Here is a 22204-nt window from a genome sequence, read left to right on the forward strand (position 1 = left end):
CGTCGCTGTCGCCAGCAATTGAACCACCAACAAATGGTTGGTTTTTCGCTTGTACAAAATCAAAGTAAGTGAATAAACCACCTGCAGCGACAGATACACCGGTTACGTTCATCCATGTATCTTCGCTGTTGTCTGACTTGTCGTAAATAATGCCGTAGTCATTATAAAACTGCAGGTTCGTTACCGGACCCCATTCTACTGGAAGGCTATAAGCGATATTGGCATTGGTCATGGTCGCTTCTGCGGCGATACTATCGTAAAAGGCATAAGCACCCACGGCCATGCGGTTTACGTTATCAATATCGTAGTTATACTCACCATGCTGTAGTTGGAAATTCCATGGACCAATTGTGCTGTTTAAGTGCACAGCCCAGGCATAGTAATCGCCGGCTTTATCTTCACCATCATGTAGTCCGCCAGAAAGAGCTGAGACACCAAGCTCTGTTGTGCCACCGTCATGTTCAAAGTGATAGCCATATCGGCCAGAGAAAGTGTTGTATTCACCAATAGCATTGCCTGGTTCAGCGTATACACCTTCTTCGGTTGAGCGAAAACCAACTACATCGTAAGAGTAGCGGTCACTTCTGTCGCTTACATAACCGTCAACGCCACCTAACTCATCATTTTTGAAAAAGCCAAGGTCAATTTGCCAGTTGTCAGCAATTTTGCGTTTAAATAGTACACCTAAGTCGTGGTCATCTTCTAAACCAACATAGTAAGTGGTACCAAAAAAGTAGTTATGTGAATTATACGGCCAGTTACCAAAAGGGACTTTAGTAATACCTGCCTGCACCTGCCAATCTTCGGCAAAGTCATAGGCTGCATAAGCATACTTAACAGCGGTCATGTAATCGAAAAAACGGATCTCAGCGTTTAGCTGCACATCACCAACATCACCTGCAAAATTAAGCCTGAAAATATCAAAGTCGAAGTCGCCACCACGATTTTTATTACCGTCATTGTAAGATGTATGACTAAAGTTGGTACGTACAGCGCCACCTACTTTAATACCTGATTTTTTCTCAGGTGTTGCTACAGCAGCTGTTTGCTGCTCAAGTTGCTTTTGTTGCTTTGCTACTTGTGCATCAATTTGCTCTTGCTTTGCAGCTTGCTGTTTTGACTTTTCTTCTGCTGCATCTAGCTTTTGCTGAAGTTGTTGCATTTGTTGCTGAAGAAGCTGTAACTGTTTTTGAAGGTCATCGATTTCAGATGCCTGACTAAGACTAGAAGTAGTGCCCAAAGCAATAGCAAGGGCTAACTTTGAAAGTTTAAGCATGAATAATCGCTAGTATTGGAATCGGTACTATAAAGCATAGATGATATTTGTGATGAACCCAAGACTAGCCACATAAAATTAATATTAATCAACTAGTTTAAATTTTCTTTATGGTTCAAACGTCTTTGTGATTGCGCCAACTTCGAGAAGTGGTGAAGCATCGAGCTGATCAGCATCCATCATAGCAGCGACTCGTTGCATAGATGAAAGTAGTAAGCTTTGCTCCCATTCTTCAAGAGCGGTGAATTTCTCTATGAAGTGTTCTTGTAAGGGCTGCGGAGCCTGATTAAGCAGCTGTTTTCCGCGCTCGGTTAAATACAAACTGACACGACGTTTATCAAGTTGACTGCGCACGCGGGTGATGAGCTCTCGGCTCTCAATACGGTCTAAAATATTTGTCACGGTTGCAGGGCTTAAGTTCACATTCTGGGCAATGCGACTTGCCGTAATGCCATCGGTTTGTGCAACTTCGTTCATAATGAGTAGTTGTGGGCCGGTCAACCCTGATGTTTTATTGAGTTGTTTAGAGTGTAGGTCGATAGCTCTAATCACCTTACGTAACGACACTAATAGCTCGTCATACTTTTGCATGTTTCTGTCTCTTAAATTGGCGACGCTCACAGCCGCAATCGCGAAATATTACATGTCTAATAAATTGAGTTCAAATAAATAATGGCTATCTAAGCTATAAATACTGTTTAATATCGATGGTTTTGAGGTGGATTATTTGTTTAGAGTAAGAATAAAAATTTAAATTTAGTCAATTAACTTTAGTAAATGATCTTAGGACTTAACATGCACTTATAAAGTGACTTACCTTTTTGTAGTAAAACAATTTATGTAAATAACTAAATATTATTTACTAATGACGGTTGCATTGGGTAAGGTTGGTTTTTCTTTCATCAAATGGGACGAGTTATGAAGTTATCGCCATCAGTTACGATTGAGCAAAGTGAAAGCGGACTTGAGTTTATTAAGGTTGCAAGCGAGTTTTGTACAGCGACGATTTTTTTACAAGGTGCACAAATTACTGAGTTCACGCCAACCGATAAAAAGCCACTATTATGGGTCTCTGAATTAGAAGATTACCAAGAAGGTAAAGGTGTGCGAGGTGGTATTCCGATTTGTTGGCCATGGTTTGGTGTTAGCCAACATGAAGGCTGGCCTGCGCATGGTGTTGCTCGCACATGTTTATGGCGTGCTGAAGAAGTAAAAGAACAAGACGATTCTATTTATATCAGCTTGTCATTGCCTATGACGCAAATTGATGAAAAGTATTGGCCTTATAAAACTAAGCTATTAGCCGAGTTTATTTTAACCTCTAGTTTAGAGCTGCGTTTAACAACCACTAACTTAGATAACCAAACCGTACAGTTTACTCAAGCACTGCACACATATTTCCCAACGCCTGCAATCGAAGAAACAAAAGTAGATGGTCTGCAAGGTGCGAAATACATCGAATTTGCAGAAGGGCCATTTGAGCAAAATGAACTCGTATCGTTTGCACGTGAAACAGACATGGTTTACACCGAAGCGAAAGATACGCAGCGTATCATCACGCCAGATGGCATTATTGAAGTAGGCCGCGAAAATTCAACATCGTGTGTACTTTGGAACCCATGGATCGAGAAATCAAAACGGTTATCAAATTTTGCTGATGACGAATATCACGTGATGTTGTGCCTAGAAGCCGCTAATGTACTTGACGATGCAGTAGAGCTTGCACCCGGTGCAAGCCATACACTTGCAACAAAACTACGCTGGGTGTAACTTATAACGGCCGGCACAGCTGGCCTTTACAAGGAATTACCGTGTTTAGTAATCAACAAATAGAAACCCTTCCAAAGCATCAAACGATTCAATTTCAGCCACTTGCAGAAAATGCTATCTGGCAAGTACAAATAAATTGGCTATTATTTTACATCCCATTGATGGTCACAATTATTGTGGTTAGGCACTTAAATCAAGGTTTGACCGAGGCAGTTGCAGCACCTTGGTTAGCTATTTTACCTGTCCTTGTCGTAATCTCCCTGAGCTATAACTATTTTAGTGTGCGCGCCAAAGGCGTGGCTGTACGCGAACATGATATTGCATTTAAACGAGGTTTGATTTGGCAACAAGTTACCCTATTGCCTATTTCTCGCGTGCAGCACACCGAAATTCATCGCGGCCCAATTGAGCGAAAATTAGGCTTAGCAACACTCAGGCTTTATAGTGCGGGTGGCATGAGTGCTGATTTACATATCAGCGGTTTAACTGACGAGCAGTGCAATGATGTTCGCCAGTTTGTGCAGGGTTATGGTGATATCACATCAGCTCAAGATAATGAGTTTGCCGATGAATGATCAGCAATGGCAACGTGTCTCGCCATGGGCAATACTGTACTTTATTGTTCATTTTGCACTGCGCTTTATAAAAGATGGCCTTTTGAACTTATTGCCAATTTTGGTGCTATTTGTCACTCAAGTAGAGCAAAAAATGTTTTGGGGGCAGGTAGCCGCTTCAGTCGCTTCAGTATTTTTAATGCTATATGCCTTTGCTTATTATCGTAATTTTAAATATCGCATAACGGATGGTAACGAAATACTGCTCAATAAAGGGGTATTTAAAAAAGAGCGGCTAACCCTAAAATTTGCTCGAGTACAAAACGTAAATATTGCCGAACCTTTTTATTTTCAGCCGGTTAATTTAGTTAATTGTATATTTGATGCTGCCGGAAGTAGCGCTCAAGAAGCTGTGATCCCGGGAGTAAAGCTTAGCTATGCCGAGCATGTACGCGAACAAGTGATGGCGTTTAAGGCTCAGTTAGAACAACAAGAACAGCCGCCTATTGAGCAAAGCGAAGCCGTTGACAAGTCGCACACCTTAACGATTAGCAATGCTGAAATTGCTAAATTTGGTTTGATGTCGAACATGGCGATTTTGGCCTTAGCCGCACTGGCTCCATTTATGAATGTGATTCTTGAGTACCTCGAAAAAAATATCATAAACCGCCTTGAGGCCATGCTTAATGAGCAAGCTGCTTTTGTTGGCAGCGCCGCTGCAATAGCAGTGTTAATCATGGTTATTGCAATTGTTTTATGTGCCATTTTACTGTCTGTAGTGATGGCTTTAGTGCGATTTTTTAATTTTAAGCTTTATTTTCAGGACGATAAGTTTAAGCGTGTGGCAGGTTTATTTGAGCGTCAGCAACTATCGATTAGTGTTTTGAAAATTCAAAGTGTGCAAATCAAACAGAATATTATTGCGCGTTTGCTGAATCGCTTTACCTTGATTTGCCCACAAGTAAGTAGTGGCGGTATAGCCGCTGGGGTCGCGGCACATAAAAATAAACAAACTTTTGTGATGCCAGTCTTAACTAAAGAGCAAGTGCAAACTGTGTGTCGTTGGTTATTTCCTTGGTTTGTTGATTTAACAGAGCTTCACTTTATAAAGCCAGAGCGGGCGTTACTTTATAAAAACACACTTTTATACGTGCTACTGCCAACTATAGTTTCTGCTTTAATTTTCAATGCTTTATTTAATGCTACTATGATGCTTTGGAGCATTTTAGTGGCTCTGTTGTTGATGATTGGTGTGTTTTTAAGTTATCAAAAAACAGGTATGGCGATGTATGAACATGATGGCCGTTTCTTTGCTGTATTTAAAACAGGCATGTTAGGTATTCAATATCGTGTTTTTGAAATTTACAAAGCGCAAAGTGTTACAACAACAAGCACTTACTTAATGCGAAGATCGCAGTTGAAAAACTTGTATATACAACTGGCTTCTGGTTCTGTATCAATGCCTTACTTAAAAGCAGAGCTGGCTGAGCAGTTTGCTGATTTCGCCCTATATGAAATAGAAGGCGTTGAGCGGAATTGGTTTTAAATGAAAATAATTCTCAATAACTTTATTTTTGTGTTGATTTTAGGTATGATAGCGCAGTGTTAAGTAACTGGGCTCATAATGATTTATTTTTTACCTACTCTAGCTATCTTCGGTGTTGTCGCTTTATTGTACTTTGTTCATTCTAAAAAAGAGTGCACCGGGTTGTGTGTTAGCTTTGCTGTGACAGGCATCGCTTTGTTGTTAACAATGACCATGATGCTGGCTGGCTTAGGTGCGCTAAGAAGTAGTTTAATGTTTGCTGCGACTATTTTTATAATCTATCAACTGCTCGGTTTAGTTAGGCCAATTAAAATAGATTAATTTCTTACATTTTTTTACTACAATCACTTAAAAAATGTACGCATACTAATCCTTGAACTAAGCAACTTGCTAATCAAGGATTGTGATGAAAAAAGCCCTATTAACGGTGGCGCTACTTGCCGCTGGCCATGCTTCAAGTCAAGAGACTTGGCAAACTATTCATACCGAACACTTTAACGTACATTTTAGTACGCAGAACCAGCAATGGGCCCGCTCCGCGGCAACCGAACTTGAAATTGTCCGCGATAAGGTATTAAAACAGCAAAACCGTGCCCTTGATGAAGTCGTCGATGTGTTGGTTTTCGACCCATTCAACGCCTCGAATGGCTTTGCTCTACCGGTGACAAACAAGCCTTTAATGGCCTTGTTTACTACACCACCGCAATCTGACACCGTGATTTCTAATACTGATGGTTGGCAGCAACTATTGATTTTGCACGAATATATTCATTTAGTGCACCTTGCTCAGCCTACACGAAGCGATTTACGCCAAGCTATTCGCAATAGTTGGGATATTTACGATTTAGTTGATGGTGAAATGCCGCGCTGGGCCGCCGAAGGGTATGCAACGCTGCTGGAGTCGAAAATGACAGGGCGGGGTCGTTTATACGATAACCTTTCAGAGGCAATACTGGTTGAATTTGCCCAGCAAGGTGCATTGCCACAATATAGCCAATTAAGTAGTACCGAAGGGGGCTATTTAGCTGGCTCAATGGCGTATTTAATGGGATCTCGCTTTCTTGCTTGGCTCGAAGAGAACTATTCAGCGCAAACCCTTGATGCAGTTTGGACGCGCATGCAAGCGGTTAAATCGCGTGATTTTGATGAGGCCTTTAGCGGCGTATTTGGCGACTCACCAGAGCGACTCTATCGTCGTTTTATTGCCGAATATACTTACAAAGCTATGGCTAAAGAAGCAAGTGAGCAAGCACTTACAAGTAAGCTTTGGTTAGAACTTGATTTATACGCCTCGAACCCTGTTTTAAGTTTAGATAACAGTAAGCTTGCTATTGTTGAGCGCAACAAAGATGACGAAACGCGTTTAGTTATTTACAGCACTGATGATAATCAACAGGCAGCAGATGACTTTGCGAAAGAACAGCAAGCGCTACTCGATGATGACCCTGCTGATATTGCTGATAAAGCACCGCGTGTTTTTAAACGTAAACAAAAACATGTGCTTCATCAAATTAATAGACAGGGCATAAAAAACCCACAGTGGTTAGACGAAAATACACTGTTCTTCACCGCCACCACAACCGTTGCTAAAGGCGCAATTCAGGGTATTTCTGACTTATACCGTTATGATATTGAGACCGGAGAGGTCAGTGCATTGACGCATCATGCAGGGCTGCGCCGTTTTACAATTAGTGATAACGGACAAACGGTTTACGCTGAGCAAGCTAAGCATGGCTTTTCGGAGCTGGTGCGGTTTGATCTCAATACGGGTGTCGCAACACCTTTATTTGAGAAAAGCCTAGAAACGGTTTATGACTATCCATTATTAAGCCCTAATAAAACTCAGCTTGCTTATTTAAAAGCGACATTGAATGCTAATTGGCAGTTGTATATACAAGACTTGGGTGGTCAGCAGTCACATGCCGTGCCTATGCCTGAAGGCTATCAGTATGTGTCACAGCCCAACTGGCAAGCTGATGGCAAAGGACTTTATTTTGTAGCGGGTAAAAATAAAGCTCTCGATTTGTATCATTATGATCTTCAAAGTAATTCACTAAGCCAATTAACACAAGGACAAGAAGCTGTCGCACACCCAATGGCAATGAACAATGGTGAACTTTTGTATTTATCGATCACTGCTGAAGGGCCTAACATTAAGCATTTTGCTGAGCAACCACACGGATTAGAGGTTGTTGAGTTTGCTAAAAGCGCAGCTCCGCCGCGAGGAGATGTAACGAGCGAAGTATTACCTGAGGCGAAGATTTACCCGCAAAGCCCAACTGAGCCAGCCAATTATGATGTATGGCAGCAAAAGCCGACTTTTTCGCTGGCATCTCAATATTATTCAGCTTCATCTTCACTTCTTACCCTTGGGGTTAAAAGTAGTGACTTTTTAAAGCAGCTTGATTTACAAGCAGGCTATAGTGCTGATTTACATGATAAAGCATTGGAAGGGGTGTTCGCGGCGGTTAAGTACTCGAAATTTGATTTAAAATTTAAAGCGTTGTTATTTGATTACGACCTTGAAACAGCAAGGCAATACCATTCTCAAATGTCGCTGGACTTAAGTAACACTGGGGCACATTTTGCCATGAGTTACCCAATGCAGTTTCAACAACTTAGTATCACACCGAGCCTAAGCTATAACTACAGTGATTTTAGTGAAGGAGATGATCAATGGTTAACAGTTGGTCTTAAGCAAAAATGGCAACATGATAGGCAGCGTTATGGTTTTGCTCAGTCTGTGAGTGCCCAGTGGTTATCCGGTGATGCTGACTCAAACAATTGGCAGGGCTATAACTTTGCCACCGTATTAAGCGGTTATGCCTTTGATATTCCTGTTTATGTTAATTTCGCTCAGCAATATCGCGATGACAGCGCACTTGCTTTAGGTGGTTATGAGTCAAATTTAATTAATCAACAAACGCAAAGTGGCTTTATTGTTGCTCCAGAACTGCCGTTTATTAGCCAGCTAGGTGAGCGCTATAAAGGTTATGGCGGGGGCATAAGTTACAAAGATTCACTGCCTTGGCTTTACTACCAACAGCATCAGGTTGATAACCGAGTCTATGCGCAAAGTTACGGGCTTAAATGGCAGGGAGATTTTAGTTTTGGTATGGGGCCTGCGGGCTTGAATGATGTAAATATTGACTTTGGCGTTGCCCGAGTAGAAGGCGACGACTTTGAAAATGATTTACGAGCATGGCTAAGTTTTTATTACTCGTTATAACTTAGTGTTTTTCAGATAAAGCGAAAAGCTTGGCGTGATAAAGCGCCAGTTTTTCGTCTTTATTTTCTATCTCTATGGCTTTTTCTAGCCACTCTTTACTGCGTTGTTCATTGCCTTGCTGATAACTAATAATTGCTAATTCAATATAGGGTTCAGATAAGTACGGGGCTAACGCAATAGCATTTTCAATCTGTTGCTTTGCTTTGTAATATTTACCATTGTTGCGAGCGTTAATCGCGGTTGCTAGCAATTCAAACGGATCTTGCTCAAGCAAAGCCAGTTGTGAGTTGATTTGCTCAACTAGTTCAGGATCATTAAGTTGCTTGGCGAGTACTGCGTAGTTGTGCAGTAAATTAGTATCATCAAGGTCATAGTGTATAGCTGTTTGGTAAATTCGCTTTGCGCCCGCTAAATCACCCGATTGGCGATGTAAAACTGCGGCTAAATTATAAAGTGAGGGGGCATGTGGTGTGTATTCGTTAGCTTTTAAAATATAGCTGTAACTTAAATTGAATTGCTTTTTAGCCAAGGCCTCGCTTGCTAAGTTACTATAATAACGGCTAATTAAGTCTTTTAAATCGGCACGGCCTGAGTAAAAGCTACCACGCGCTGGAAAGTAATCGATGACAGTGCCTGGTTTTACTAAGTTATGCTCGTCCTCATTTAGTGGTGCGTAAACTTTTGTTCGAAAATGGCCCGATACATACACTATGTTGCTTTGTTTACTGTAAACCGGCTCACTCGACACCGCCTGAAAGCCTGTTTTAAGCCCAGCAAGCTGAGCATAAGCTTGGGTTAAAATGGCGAGGCTAATACAGTTACCTTGCTGCCTACGTAATGCCTCTTGCGCACTAAGGGTGGCACTATAATAGTTAAAGTTAGTGAGTTTATTTTCTAGGTAGTGATAAAGAATTTCATCGTCTCTTAAGTAGTCACCTTGGCGCTGCGTGAAATAATCAAGGAAACGTTTTTGTTCATCAGCAGGTAAAGTAAATAACGCGGGATCAGGTAATTCTACTTGTTGAAATTTCTCGGCGGCCATCAAGCTTGCGACACTAGGCGGCGCAGCAAGTTGTTGTTTAGTGCTTTTACAGCCAACCAAAAAAGCACTTAACACTAATGCATATATAACTGATTTCATTGCTTTCTCCTGCTGAGCACTCTTTGTTCAATGTACCCATATTGCCATAACTATTCAAGCTGCTTAAAAAGTGTCATTGATTGTAAACACCCTGTATGGATATCTTGCCAGCAAGCGGTTGTTTGTTTTTTATTCTTTATTGCATTCTAGCGTTCTCTCATTACAATGCCGCGCTCTTTTAAAATGCATAAAAAACAAGGGTTTACTTTGTTTTTATGGCTAATTTATAAATTGCTAACTTATTAACTAAATTGTAACGAGAGAGGTCTATTTTGGCGCATTTTTTGCCGGTTATTTCATGCTTTATTTTGGCGTTTAGCTTTTATCCGCTTTTAAATAAAATCCGTAAAAATCGCAGTGTGTCGGGCGTTTCGTTATTAATGATGAGCTTTGGTGTTGCGCAAAGCGTGTATTTCATTACTTATAATCTGTTCTTTCAGCGCTTTTATATGGCACTACCATTTATTGTTACTGGTACGCTAAGCGCACTGATCCTTTACTACTTTGCTCGCTATAACGCAGCTCGTGCGCAGCGGTTACAATTGGTTGGATTGCTATTGCTGTCGATGATCCCTTTTTCTTTATTACTTAGCCCATCTCTTGAAACTGCAACAGTACTCAATTGGTTAACCTATGTGGGGTTAGTCATGAGCTCTATTCGTGTTATGCCGCAGACTTATAAAACCATCAAAAGTGGTGATATTAGTAATTTAAGCGCCCGCTACTTTAGCCTGCAATTTGTTGCTGGAAGCTGCGGCCTCGCTGCCGAGCTCGCTATGGCGACACCGAGCGTGTCTCACATACTGACCTTTGTAATGATATTACTGACTAATGCCGCACAACTAGGGTGTATTCAGTATTATAAATCGCGCCCTGCAATGGCTTAAATGTCTAAGTAATATTCCGTTTATTAACTTGTTGCTTTATGGCACAGTATCTTATCGCTATCGAAAGGATAAGATATGAATTGGAATCAATTAGGCTATTTATGTCGATTATTATCGCCAATGAGTGGCCTAAATAAAGCACAGCAAGAAGCGCTTAGCGCCCCGCAACACTTAGAAATTTATAATGATGGACAAAAGAATAGTCCATTAGCCACTAAGCTTGCAAAAAACCTTAAAGAAGCTGAAGGTGAACAGCAGCAAAGGTTAGCGTTAAGTTATGCAGCGTTATCATCAACACTAAAAGAGCACTCTTTCGACTATAAAACCAAGTTGCTTTATCTGGGTGTACTTTTCTCCGTTTTCATCCTTGTTAACTTTATTTACCAGCAATTTGTTATTCCTTCGTTCTCAAATGTGTTTAGCCAATTTGATGTGCAAGTTACAGAGCACATGGCTAATTTAGCTAGGTTCTGGCTGGTAGCAAGTATTGTGCTCGGCTTGTTCTTGATGGTTATTATATTGACTGTAAATGCGCTTCGACAGTTTGCAAATCTGACTTTACTGAGTGCTTCATCAGCCCAATTAGGGCTAATAATCCCCAAACAAATTAGGCACAATTATGACGCTTTAGTCGCGTTAATTGAGTTTCCATTGTATGGAACACTACAGAACGATAATCGTGAGTTATCTCATTTAAAAACATGTCAAAGTAATGGCTTGGATATTGCCGAAGAGCTAGAGCTCCTCGTCGCCAATAAACTTGAAGGCCTACGCGATGAAATCACAGCGCATATCAACAGACTCATTACTGCATTTAGTATTTTATTGGTGATATTAATTGCCCATTTCTTAATGGGAGCATATGAGCCTCTATTCTTAATGGGAGAGATAGTATGAAAAATAAAGGATTTACGCTGATTGAGTTAATGGTTGTAGTCGCCATCATCGGCATTTTAGCTTCTGTTGCATTACCACAATACAGTCAATATATTCAGCGCAGTGAACTAGCGGATCCCTTAGCTATGGCGTCAACTATTCGAGAAGACGTTACAACCTTTTATTTGGAGCACGGCCGCTTTCCAAAAAACAATGAGCAAGCAGGTGTCCCTGCAAGTAAGTTTTTAATTGGTAATCGGGTTACGGGGATCACTGTTGAAGACGGAGCGATTCATATTAGTTTGGGTAATAAAGTATCGATGCCTTTGCAAAATACAGTGTTAAGTTTTCGCCCTGCCGTTGTTGTCGGAAGCCCAACAAGCCCTATCGCTTGGCTTTGTGGTTTTGATAAACCTGTAACGGGCATGCAAGCGGTTGGTGAGAATAAAACGACTGTGCCAAAAGACATATTACCCTCGTCGTGTATTGATAGACGTTAACTTTAAAAACAAAAGGCTGCCAATTGGCAGCCTTTTTTGTGTTGCTTTGCTTATGCTTCGAGGGCTTTACTAATTAAGCGATCGATATATTGCTTATGTGCTTTAGCTGCGGTGTCTGCACCCCATGGCACGCTCATATCAGCAATTTGATTTAACTGATAAAGCGCAGCTGCTTTGGCTAGGTTGTCGTGCTTACTCGCTTTACCTAAACCAGCAATCGCGATTAGCTGATTCACATATTCAACTTGTAGATTGTGACTTAAGGTATTTGCTTTTTTGCTGTCTACAAAAATGCTTGCTGTTAAGTCATTCATAAATTGGTTAAGTGAATACTCGTTGCCATACATAGCGCTATCTGAAATACGCAGCATGACAGCCGGGTGTAATAACTGAGCAAGTACCAGCTTTTGCATGCCTAAAATCATGCCATGTGGTTTAGGGTCTTCGTTTTTACCATAATGGTTAAAACCACGACGTTGTTGTAGCAGGTAATTATAAATTGGCTGCATGCTTGAAAGCACATTTGGTGAGAACACTTTGTCAGCTAAAATTTGCATTGCATGTTGCTGACGCTCAAGTGGCACTGGCGTAAATGGTGCGCCATTTTTGTCATCGCCCACCACATTTCGCTCTACATAAACACCACCAATTTGACGAGATACTACGCCAGCTTGTGTGCGGTAGCTTCTAAATAAAATGTTGGCTGAGGTAACAAGTTGTTGGTATGACTCACCATCAACAGTGGCTTTGTCTTTAAGCTCAGTAAACAGCTTATTGATAAGCTCCATACGATCATCAGCATAAGCGGCAGGGTTAGATGACATATCGCCAATCATCACACGAGGGTCTATATGACGTCCAGGAGCACGCATGTCATCAGCATCATTACCAAAAGCTAAAGCGTGCTCAGATGAACGAGCGAGAATTTTCTCAAGGCGCTGTTGTTCGGCATCTTTATCAGCTAAAGCCGGGCTATAGCCATATTCAATCGCCCAATCGTCATAAGGGCCTGGTTTTGTTTGGAATATATCACCTTGCTGCATGCCAATAGGGGCAATGTTTGCTGGTGCATAATCCATCACCGAGCCAGTTATGATACCTTGGGTTTTACTTTTATCGTGAACTTCTTTTTCATCCCACAAAATTGACGATTTCATATTGTGGTTAAGGCCAAGGGTATGGCCTACTTCGTGTAACACCAGTTGAGTTAAGCCTTGGCGTAAAATTTCTTTGTCTTCAATGCTTGCACCTGTGCCTAAGCCTTTAGCAAGTATCATGTTTTCTTGAATGCTGTGACCCAGTGAACAATGCAGTTCTGAGGTGCTTGGGCTGCTTTGAAGTGTTGCTGCACCTTGGGTGTATAAGGTGTCGTACATCCAACGGTTTTTCATGAAAACATACTCTAACATGATGTCAGAGCCTAAGATCTCACCGGTTAATGGGTTCGCAAGAGCAGGGCCATAACCGCCAAATGGAGGGCGTGGTGATGCAGTCCAGCGCAATACATTGTAGTTAATATCGCCAGCATCCCAATCAGCGTCATCAGGTTGTATTTTTACTTCGATAGCATTTTTAAAGCCTGCTTTTTCAAATGAGCTGTTCCAAGCTAACACTGCATCACGAATAGTATCTCGCCACTCAACTGGCGTGGTATTTTCAATCCACCAAGTAATTGGTTTAACTGGTTCAGAAAGTGCGGCTGATGGGTCTTTCTTCTGTAGGTCCCAGCGCTTGATTACATCTTCATACGGTGCCCAGTCTGCAGATGTCATATTATCGAATTGATTGGTGAAATAACCAATTCGTGCATCATCTAAACGTGGTTGATAGTTGTTGCTTGGCAGTGCGACAAATGAGTGTTGTACTTTAATTGATACATTACGTGGATCGCTTACTGCACTTGAGCCACGTACTTTTGGCTCGGCATTAGTAAACACGTAATCAACAACAACATCAAGGTTATTTGGGTAAGGGCGTTGCATGGTGATGCGTGATTTTTTGTCGTCTAATTTTCCAAGTTTAAAGCGTTTGCTAGCATCTTTATCTTTTGGATTTACCCAAGGTGATACCTTATGCAGTGCTTCACTTAAAAAAAGCTTATCAACGTTAAATGCTATTTTGCCGTTTTCTTCTTTTTCAATTTTAATACTAGCAAGTACAGCTTCGCTTATGTTGGCATCGGCAGCGCGAGCAAGCGCTGAGTTTTCGTCAAATTTGTAGCGAGGAGTTTTACTTACAATATCAATACGGTCAAAATATTTACGAAATTCAATTAATTTTGTTTCACGGTATGCCCCTCTGAAATGACCCGCATCTATAACACCGTCAACTGTGTGGGCAAAGTATACAAAGGGTGTATCAAGCTGAGATTGGTCTATAACCATTAGGTTATTACCGGTCTTGTCATCTTGGTAGAGAGTAAAGATACCAGCATATTCACTTTTATCTTTGATCATTTCGGCAAGTGTTTCTGGTTTTTTTTCTTCTTTTTTAGCTGCAATAGCATGGCCATTCATGGCAAGCGCTAGGCTTAATGCCAAAGCAATATTTGTTATTTTCATTCTAATTGTTCCTTTAATTATTTCTCAAATCAGTTTAATGAAATAAACCCATGATAAAAGGTTATTTGTTAACAAGTGTAAGGGCTGCTTTGTAATTCTTTGATATTATTTTACTTTTGTTTGTAACAAATTGTTCTTAATTGGCGTTTTTTAAATTTGTTGCCAATTTTGCCTGTTTTGTAACAGTTACTTACAAATGTCACATTAATGTTTCTGTCAGCTTTGGTATGATATGGGCAGTTAAAATATTAAAGGTGTAAGTTATGAGCACGAGATTACTAAAATGGATATTGCCAATCGTTGCTTTAGCGGTCGGTATTATTGGCTTTATGGGTATCAATGCTATTGCCCAAGAACCAAAAGACAAGGAAGTGGTAGATGTTCGACCTCTTGTCCAAGTTGAACCTGTTGCCAGCGATGATCATCAAGTGGTTATTAATAGCTACGGTGAAGTGAAGCCACTTGAAAGCACATTATTGGCATCGCAAGTCGCAGGCGAAGTGACCAGTTGGCATCCAAACTTTGTACCCGGTGGAATTGTCGCTCGTGGTGAAGTGTTATTCACTATCGAGAAAGACAACTACGAAGCCGCTGTACTTCAAGCTGAAGCATCATTAGCAAGTGCTCAAGCGGCTCTGATTGAAGAGCAAGCACAAGCTAAAGTTGCATTGGAGGAGGCAAGACGCTATCCAGAGCGCGAGCGCACGGACTTATTCTTACGTAAACCTCAAGTTTTAAGCGCGCAAGCAGCTGTTAAATCAGCGCAAGCAGCACTTAAACGTGCTGAGCGTGACCTTGCGCGTTGTGAAGTGAGAGCACCTTACGATGCGTTAGTGATCAGCCGTGAAATTGGTGTTGGTCAATACATAAATGTAGGTAGCCAGGTTGCTGAGCTAAATAACATTGAAAGTGCAGAAATCATCGTACCAATTGCTGGCTTTGACAGCGTGTTTTTACCTAAGCGCTTAAAAGGCGTTAAAGCGACCATTATCAATAAAGGCTTAAACAGCTTTACTCGTGAAGCAGAGATTGACCGCGATCTAGGCGTTGTAGATAACGCGACACGTATGAGTAACTTAGTGGTTCGTGTTGAAGACCCATACGGTTTAAAGCATGACGTACAACCAATTAAATTTGGTGCTTATGTACAAGTTAACTTTGCAGGTGCCATGTTACAAAATATCTATCGTTTACCGCAGTCTTTGGTAAATAACCAAACAGTGTGGATTGTAAATGATGAGAATAAACTTGAACCACGAAAAGTAACTGTAGTGCGTGAAGAAGGTGAGTACTTCTACATTAGTGATGGCCTTGAAGTGAATGACCAGCTTGTTCTTACTTTACCTGAGTACCCTCAAGCGGGTATGGAAGTAAAGATTGCTGGTATGAAAGAAATGACAAGCGATGCAGAAACTGCAGCGGTTGAAAAGCTTTAAGGTAACACTATGACTGATACAAACACAGAAAAGCAGTCAGGCCTGATAGCCTATTTTGCTAATAACTCGGTCGCTGCTAACTTAATGATGGTGTTTATCATCATCATGGGGATCATTAGTTATTTCACTATTCAGCGCCAGATGTTCCCGAATGTTGAAATTAACTATATTGAGGTGCAGGCGAATTATCCGGGTGCATCACCACAAGAAATAGAAGAAAGTATTCTGATCAAAATTGAAGAGTCACTAAAAGATGTTACCGAAATTAAGCGCGGTGTTTACCGCTCGTTTCGAAATAGTGGCCGTGCCAGCCTTGAGATAAACACAGATGCTGAGCTCACTGATGTGCTCGACAAAGTGAAGTTACGCGTCGACAGTATTGCCACGTTCCCTGCGGGAATGGAGCCTGTCACCATTAGTCAGGTTGAATTTCGTCAAGACGTGATCGGTATGACGCTCGTTGGTGATATTCCGCTGACAGAGTTAAAGCCTGTAGCAAATCAAATTGAAGATGAGTTGCTGCAATTATCAAACGTATCGCTGGTGCAAAACGATGTGCCGTTAGATGAAATAGCGATTGAAATTGACCCAGACTCACTGCGCCAATACAACTTAACGTTAAGTGATGTAGCTGGTGCTGTTCGTCGTTATTCAGCCAACATATCTGCCGGCCAATTACGCACTGATGCAGGTATTATCTCTGTTCGTGTTGAAAACCAATATTACAGTGGTGAAGAGTTCCGCCAAATTCCAGTCAAGGTGGGGGCTAATGGTGCGAAGGTATTGTTGCAAGATATTGCTGTAATTAAAGATCAATTTATTGAAGGTGAACGCTACTTTAAATTTAACGGCGAAAATGCGGTTTATTTGTCTGTAAAAGCAACCAAAGAACAAAACATGATCCCGGTTGCAGATTCAGTGAAAGCGTATATTGATAAGAAAAACAAAGAGCTGCCTGCGGGCTTGCGTCTTGAACCTCTTATGGATATGACCTATTACCTTAACGCACGTTTAGACATGATGAAAACCAACCTAATTCAAGGGGCTATCTTGGTTGCCATTATGTTGTCTATCTTCTTACGCTTTAAGTTAGCGCTTTGGGTAATGATTGGTTTACCTGTGTGTTTCTTGGGCGCAATGATGATGATGCCATTATTTGGTATCAGTATTAATATCGTGTCGTTATTTGCATTCATTATGGTGCTGGGGATCGTGGTCGACGATGCCATAGTCATAGGGGAAAGCGCCTACACCGAAATTGAGAAAAAAGGCGGTGGTGTTGTCAATGTAGTGAATGGTGCAAAACGTGTTGCTACCCCAGCTACATTCGGTGTATTGACTACGATTGCTGTGTTTGCACCGTTTACATTATCAAGCGGGCCAGAAAGTGCATTTTTCTTTGGTATCGCGGTGGTGGTTATTCTGTGTCTAATATTCAGTTTGATTGAGTCGAAGCTTATATTACCTGCTCATATCGCCCACACTAAATTTCCGCCTATTAATCCAAACAGCTGGCGTGCTCGTTTTAATAAGCGCTTTTTTAAGTTTGTAAATGGTCCTTATAAAGCATTTATCGTACGTTGTGTTGAATGGCGCTGGCTTGTTTTATTTTCTTTTGTGGGCTTATTAATTATGACGTTTGGTTTGATTTCATCAAATCAAGTGCGTGTTGTTCCAACCCCAAAAGTACCGCATGATTTCCCGCAAATTCGTTTAGAAATGAATGAAAATGCGTCGGATATTCAAACCATTAACGCAATTCGAGAAATTGAAGCGATGGTGGTTAATGTTGATAAAGAAACCGAGCGTGAATTTGGTCAAAAACTTATTCGTGACATTTTAGTCTTTAACCAAGGGCGTACTGAAGCGCAGCTTTTAGCGCCACTTGTTGATGAAGATCTTCGTCCATACAACGCATTTGAATTATCTCGTCGCTGGCGTGAGCAAATGCCAAGTATTGCCGGTGTCAAATCATTACAAATTTACGATGATGTGAATGGTGGCGGCATGGATGGTGAGTTTGGTTACTTACTGTATGGGCCTGACATCGATACATTGAACGAGGCAGGTCGTCGCTTTATTCAATTACTGCAACAGCAAAAAGGCTTATTTGATATTAGCTCAACCATCGACCCGGCGAGCAAAGAAGTGCAATTAAGCTTAAAACCTGTGGCATATGATTTAGGGTTAGATCTTGCCAATATCGCAAACCAAGTTGGCGCAAGCTTCTACGGTGGTGAAGCGCAACGTGTTATTCGCCGTGGCGAAGAAGTGCGCGTAATGGTGCGTTACCCTAAACTGACACGTGAAGCATTTGCATCTCTTAAACATGCAGTAATTACAACACCTGAAGGTAAAGAAGTACTATTAGGTGATGTTGTAGAGCTGACTGAAAAGCCAGGTATTAGCTATATTCGCCGCGAAGGAGGTTATCGAACTGTGTATATTTATGGCAGTATCGATGAAGAAGCGATTGAGCCAGGCGAAGTCGTTAAGCAAGTTAAAGAGACTCTGTTACCGCAACTTAAAGAAGAGTATCCATCAGTAAAAACTGAGCTAGGTGGCTCAATTGAAGAGCAGCAAGCACAAGCTAATGAGCAAATTATGTTCTTCATTGGTGGTATGATTTTAGTGTATATCTTGCTTGCAGTACCGCTTAAGAGCTATTCGCAACCACTCATTGTAATGTCGGTTATTCCATTTAGCTTAACCGGTGCAATTTGGGGTCACTTATGGTTTGGTCTAGACATTAGTTTAATGTCGGGCTTTGGCTTAATCGCTGCTGCAGGGGTGGTGATCAATGATTCACTGGTCATGACTGACTTTGTAAACCAAGCGCGTCGCGAAGGGCTTTCTACACGTGAAGCAGTTATAGAAGCAGGGTGTGCACGTTTTAGAGCAATCACACTGACTTCAATTACGACCTTTGCCGGTGTATTACCAATTATGTTTGAAACCAGCTTACAAGCTAAGTTCGTAATTCCAATGGCAGTAGCACTTGGTTTTGCGGTAATGTTCGCAACCTTAATTACATTAGTACTTGTTCCATGTTTGTACATTGTAATGAGTGATGTGGGCAATGGTGTTCTTAATATCTTCCGTGCAGGTTATAGAGTGGTTACCAGAACTAAGCCAGCTCATAATTAGTACAGACTAGCTATTTAAAAGCCAACCAAACGGTTGGCTTTTTTGTTACTAAAATATAGTAACTATTTGCTATATATAATGTTTGATTACATTCTTTTGTTTGATTTGTTTTCTGGTCGCGATTATACTCATTTTGTTTTTGGCAAACTAACTGAAAGGTTAGGACGCAAAGTTTCCGGTCTAAGGTTTTAAGACTATGATAGCGGGACCGCTGATAAGCACATAATCTACGTGCTTTGGTTCTTTTGCCTCAAACTTTACATAAATATTTTGTTCGATTGTTACTATAGTACCTATTCGTTGCTCTTAGGGTGATATTTTGTTTATGCATACGTCAATGGCCTCTGGAAGATGGTTGCCAATTGGTTGCTTAAATCATCATACCCAACTTTTTGTTGGTGATAAGGTGATAGTGACCTTTTATGACATGCAAGGAGAGCTAGTCGATTTATCATTCGAATATGCAATTGTGAGCTCAGATGATGGAGAGCCTCATAATTGGCCTCGCTCTGTGGCTGAACATATTAATGTGCATATTCCGTTGGTTAAAGCGGGCAAAATGACAGAGCAAGGTTTGGTGGTTGCATACCGTTCAAACCAAATTTATGCCCTAGAAGGTTCGGGTATAACGCATGTAAAAGTGGCGTTTAATTGCATCGCTAAATGTGAAGAGCGAGTACAAGATAGATTAAACGAGTATGACTATGTCTACCCACAAGCATGCAATGATTACAATGCAGGTGTAAAAGTACTTCAACCTAAAACGGGTCATATTTACATGTGCAAGCCATGGCCGTTTAGTGAGTTTTGCCGTGTTAAAGATTCACATAACCCACTCTTTGAACCGGGAGTTGGGAAAAGTTGGGCTATGGCGTGGCAACAAGTGTCACATTAACAGTTTCCCCCTAAATGCTATTTTAGCATTGCTTAGCCCACTCAATTTGAGTGGGCTTTTTTAATACCAACCCGCAATAATACTTAATCATTTTGAGGGATTAAACCTGTCGCTAACTGCGTTAAAAATTTCTCATTTAGAACAACTAAATAACGAAATTTTTGCCTTGTTATCAACGAGGTTTTATTGCCTCAAAATAGACTGCTTAATTAAGCTGATTGGTATAATTCTGTGATAAACTGCCTGCAATTCGTTTTTTACTTTGGTTTTTCCCTGTGTCATCAAAATCGTATTCTTTGTCTTTATTAGCGCATCCACCTGTTGCCAAAAAACACCCTCATCAATTAACTACTCATCAACAGACTCGCACCGATAATTATTATTGGATGCGTGATGATGAGCGTGAAAATGAGGATGTATTAGCGCACCTAAATGCCGAAAACGATTATTGCGACAAGCAACTAGCAGACATAAAACCTCTGCGCGAACAATTATTTAATGAGTTAAAAGACCGTATTGTAAAAGACGACAACACGGTACCTGTGAAAGATGGTCAGTATTGGTATCACTCAGAAGTACGTGGCGATGATGAATATGCGCGCCATTATCGCAGCAGCTCCATAGAAGCGCGCGATAAGCACTTGTTGTTAGATGTAAATCAATTAGCCGGCGATTACGAATTTTATGAGTTGGGCGAAGTGGCTATTAGTCCTGACGAACAGCTACTTGCTTACTCAGAAGACACCGAAGGTCGCCGTATATATACCGTGCGTTTTAAAAATATTGCCAATGGTGAGATGTTTAGTGATGTTATCGAAAACACCGAAGGTCAAGTGGTATGGGCTAATGACAGTAAAACCGTTTTTTATGTGAAAAAAGACTTACAAACTTTGTTGGGTTTTCAGGTTTACCGCCATGTTTTAGGCACCCCGCAAGCTGATGACGTATTGGTTTATGAAGAACAAGATAAAAGCTTCTTCATGGGGCTTGGCAAAAGCCGCGATGAAAGCCTTATCATTATTGACCTTGCGACCACAGAAACAAACGATACTTGGGTGCTAGATGCTAATAACCCAGAGGGGGAGTTTAGCGCTTTAATGCCACGCGAAGAAGGCCATGAGTTCGATGTTGATAAGCTAGGTGATACCTTTTACATTGTGACTAACTGGCAAGCGAAAAACTTTCGCTTAATGACTGCGACACAAAGTACCGTTGGCGATAAAAGTCTTTGGCAAGAACATACCCCGCATCGCGAAAACGTGTTGTTAGAAGGGGTTGAGATATTCGATGACTACCTTATCCTCACTGAGCGAGAGCTAGGCCAAACACGTTTTGTGGTAGTTAATGAGCACGATCAGCGCCTTACTTTAGAGTTTGATGATCCTTGTTATTATGCCGCAATTGCAATGAACCCAGAGCCGAATGTGAGCACTGCACGCATTTACTATTCGAGCTTAACAACGCCGGGTTCTTTGTATGATGTTGATTTAAAAACCGGGAACAAAACCTTATTAAAACAACAGCAAGTACTCGGCGAGTTTGACCCGCAAAACTACCGTTCAGAGCGTTTAATGATCACCGCAAGAGATGGCGAACAAGTGCCGGTGTCTTTGGTTTATCGTATTGATAAATTTAATAAAGATGGCACTAACCCACTACTGCAATATGGCTATGGTGCGTACGGAATTACCATCGATCCTAGCTTCTCAAGCAGCTCATTAAGTTTGCTAGACCGTGGCTTTGTTTATGCGATTGCGCATATTCGTGGTGGCGAAATGCTAGGCCGTCACTGGTATGAACAAGGTAAAAAGCAATATAAGCAAAACAGCTTTAGTGACTTTATTGATGTTACGCGTGCTCTTACTACGCAAGGCTATGCACACCCAGAAAAAGTATTTGCCTCTGGTGGTAGTGCTGGAGGGTTACTGATGGGGGCTGTAGTAAATCAAGCTCCTGAGCTTTATTTAGGTATCGGTTGTCATGTGCCATTTCTAGATGTGCTAACCACCATGCTAGATGAGAGTATTCCTCTTACTACGAATGAATATGACGAGTGGGGCAATCCAAATGACCCTGCGTTTTATGATGTGATTCAGGCATATTCGCCGTACGATAATATTAAGCCGCAGGACTACCCTAATATTCTCGTAACTACCGGCTTTCATGACTCTCAAGTGCAATACTGGGAGCCAATGAAGTGGGTGGCAAAACTGCGTGAATTTAAAACTGATGACAACATTTTGGTGTTTAAAACCGATATGGATGCAGGCCATGGCGGCGCATCTGGTCGTTTTAAAAGCCTTGAAGAAAAGGCATTAGAAATGGCGTTTTTTATTGCTTTATTACCGAATTAAGGCTTAGATAAATAAGTAAATAACGTTTATAA

The 22204-nt window shown here is 41.2% G+C and carries 16 protein-coding genes and 1 riboswitch; of the genes, 12 read left to right on the plus strand and 4 right to left on the minus strand.

Annotated features, from left to right (window positions below; genetic code table 11):
- Positions 1-1276 (minus strand): porin (locus L1267_RS15520; protein WP_235383338.1); only part of this gene is annotated, 1276 nt, incomplete at its 3' end.
- Positions 1277-1384: 108 nt separating this feature from the next.
- Entirely contained in the window at positions 1385-1867 is a 483-nt protein-coding gene (locus L1267_RS15525; protein WP_135923020.1) for a MarR family winged helix-turn-helix transcriptional regulator, read from the minus strand.
- Positions 1868-2194: 327 nt separating this feature from the next.
- Between L1267_RS15525 and L1267_RS15530 the strand changes: the two genes are divergently transcribed.
- From L1267_RS15530 to L1267_RS15550, 5 genes are all read left to right on the plus strand, one after another.
- Positions 2195-3046, plus strand: coding sequence for a D-hexose-6-phosphate mutarotase (locus tag L1267_RS15530; protein ID WP_235383339.1), 852 nt, complete (start codon positions 2195-2197; stop codon positions 3044-3046).
- 41 nt (positions 3047-3087) lie between these two features.
- Entirely contained in the window at positions 3088-3621 is a 534-nt protein-coding gene (locus tag L1267_RS15535; protein ID WP_235383340.1) for a PH domain-containing protein, read from the plus strand.
- Positions 3614-5146, plus strand: coding sequence for a PH domain-containing protein (locus L1267_RS15540; RefSeq protein ID WP_235383341.1), 1533 nt, complete (start codon positions 3614-3616; stop codon positions 5144-5146). Before L1267_RS15535 ends, L1267_RS15540 begins: the two co-directional genes overlap by 8 nt.
- A gap of 78 nt (positions 5147-5224) precedes the next feature.
- A complete protein-coding gene (locus L1267_RS15545; RefSeq protein ID WP_135923016.1) occupies positions 5225-5467 on the plus strand; it encodes a hypothetical protein in 243 nt (80 codons plus the stop codon).
- An 85-nt stretch (positions 5468-5552) separates the two neighbouring features.
- A complete protein-coding gene (locus L1267_RS15550; protein ID WP_235383342.1) occupies positions 5553-8375 on the plus strand; it encodes a TolB family protein in 2823 nt (940 codons plus the stop codon).
- Between the two features lies 1 nt (position 8376).
- Here the strand turns inward: L1267_RS15550 and L1267_RS15555 are convergent, their stop codons facing one another.
- Positions 8377-9516, minus strand: coding sequence for a tetratricopeptide repeat protein (locus tag L1267_RS15555; RefSeq protein ID WP_235383343.1), 1140 nt, complete (start codon positions 9514-9516; stop codon positions 8377-8379).
- A gap of 272 nt (positions 9517-9788) precedes the next feature.
- Between L1267_RS15555 and L1267_RS15560 the strand changes: the two genes are divergently transcribed.
- The 3 genes from L1267_RS15560 (at position 9789) to L1267_RS15570 (ending at position 11779) form a co-directional block, all read left to right on the plus strand.
- Positions 9789-10403 carry a PQ-loop domain-containing transporter gene (locus L1267_RS15560; RefSeq protein WP_135923013.1) on the plus strand — a complete coding sequence of 205 codons (615 nt, stop codon included), beginning with the start codon at positions 9789-9791 and terminating at the stop codon, positions 10401-10403.
- A 75-nt stretch (positions 10404-10478) separates the two neighbouring features.
- A complete protein-coding gene (locus L1267_RS15565; protein WP_235383344.1) occupies positions 10479-11300 on the plus strand; it encodes a hypothetical protein in 822 nt (273 codons plus the stop codon).
- Positions 11297-11779: a pilin gene (locus L1267_RS15570; protein ID WP_175082627.1), complete on the plus strand. Its 483-nt coding sequence runs from the start codon at positions 11297-11299 to the stop codon at positions 11777-11779. The genes L1267_RS15565 and L1267_RS15570 overlap by 4 nt, the downstream gene beginning before the upstream one ends.
- 50 nt (positions 11780-11829) lie before the next feature.
- Here the strand turns inward: L1267_RS15570 and L1267_RS15575 are convergent, their stop codons facing one another.
- The gene (locus L1267_RS15575) at positions 11830-14340 is read right to left on the minus strand and encodes a zinc-dependent metalloprotease (RefSeq protein WP_235383345.1); all 2511 of its coding nucleotides are present in this window, start codon (positions 14338-14340) and stop codon (positions 11830-11832) included.
- Positions 14341-14603: 263 nt separating this feature from the next.
- On the opposite strand from L1267_RS15575, the gene L1267_RS15580 reads away from it, so the two are divergent.
- The 4 genes from L1267_RS15580 (at position 14604) to L1267_RS15595 (ending at position 22172) form a co-directional block, all read left to right on the plus strand.
- Positions 14604-15776, plus strand: a complete 1173-nt coding sequence (locus L1267_RS15580; RefSeq protein ID WP_235383346.1) for an efflux RND transporter periplasmic adaptor subunit — start codon at positions 14604-14606, stop codon at positions 15774-15776.
- Positions 15777-15785: 9 nt separating this feature from the next.
- A complete protein-coding gene (locus L1267_RS15585; protein ID WP_135923010.1) occupies positions 15786-18923 on the plus strand; it encodes an efflux RND transporter permease subunit in 3138 nt (1045 codons plus the stop codon).
- 131 nt (positions 18924-19054) lie between these two features.
- Positions 19055-19139: riboswitch (cyclic di-GMP riboswitch) on the plus strand.
- Between the two features lie 109 nt (positions 19140-19248).
- Positions 19249-19818 carry a chitin-binding protein gene (locus L1267_RS15590; protein WP_135923009.1) on the plus strand — a complete coding sequence of 190 codons (570 nt, stop codon included), beginning with the start codon at positions 19249-19251 and terminating at the stop codon, positions 19816-19818.
- 275 nt (positions 19819-20093) lie between these two features.
- Positions 20094-22172 carry a S9 family peptidase gene (locus tag L1267_RS15595; RefSeq protein WP_235383347.1) on the plus strand — a complete coding sequence of 693 codons (2079 nt, stop codon included), beginning with the start codon at positions 20094-20096 and terminating at the stop codon, positions 22170-22172.
- Positions 22173-22204 lie beyond the last annotated feature (32 nt).

The sequence above is a fragment of the Pseudoalteromonas sp. OFAV1 genome, from assembly GCF_021532595.1.
GTDB lineage: Bacteria > Pseudomonadota > Gammaproteobacteria > Enterobacterales > Alteromonadaceae > Pseudoalteromonas > Pseudoalteromonas lipolytica_C.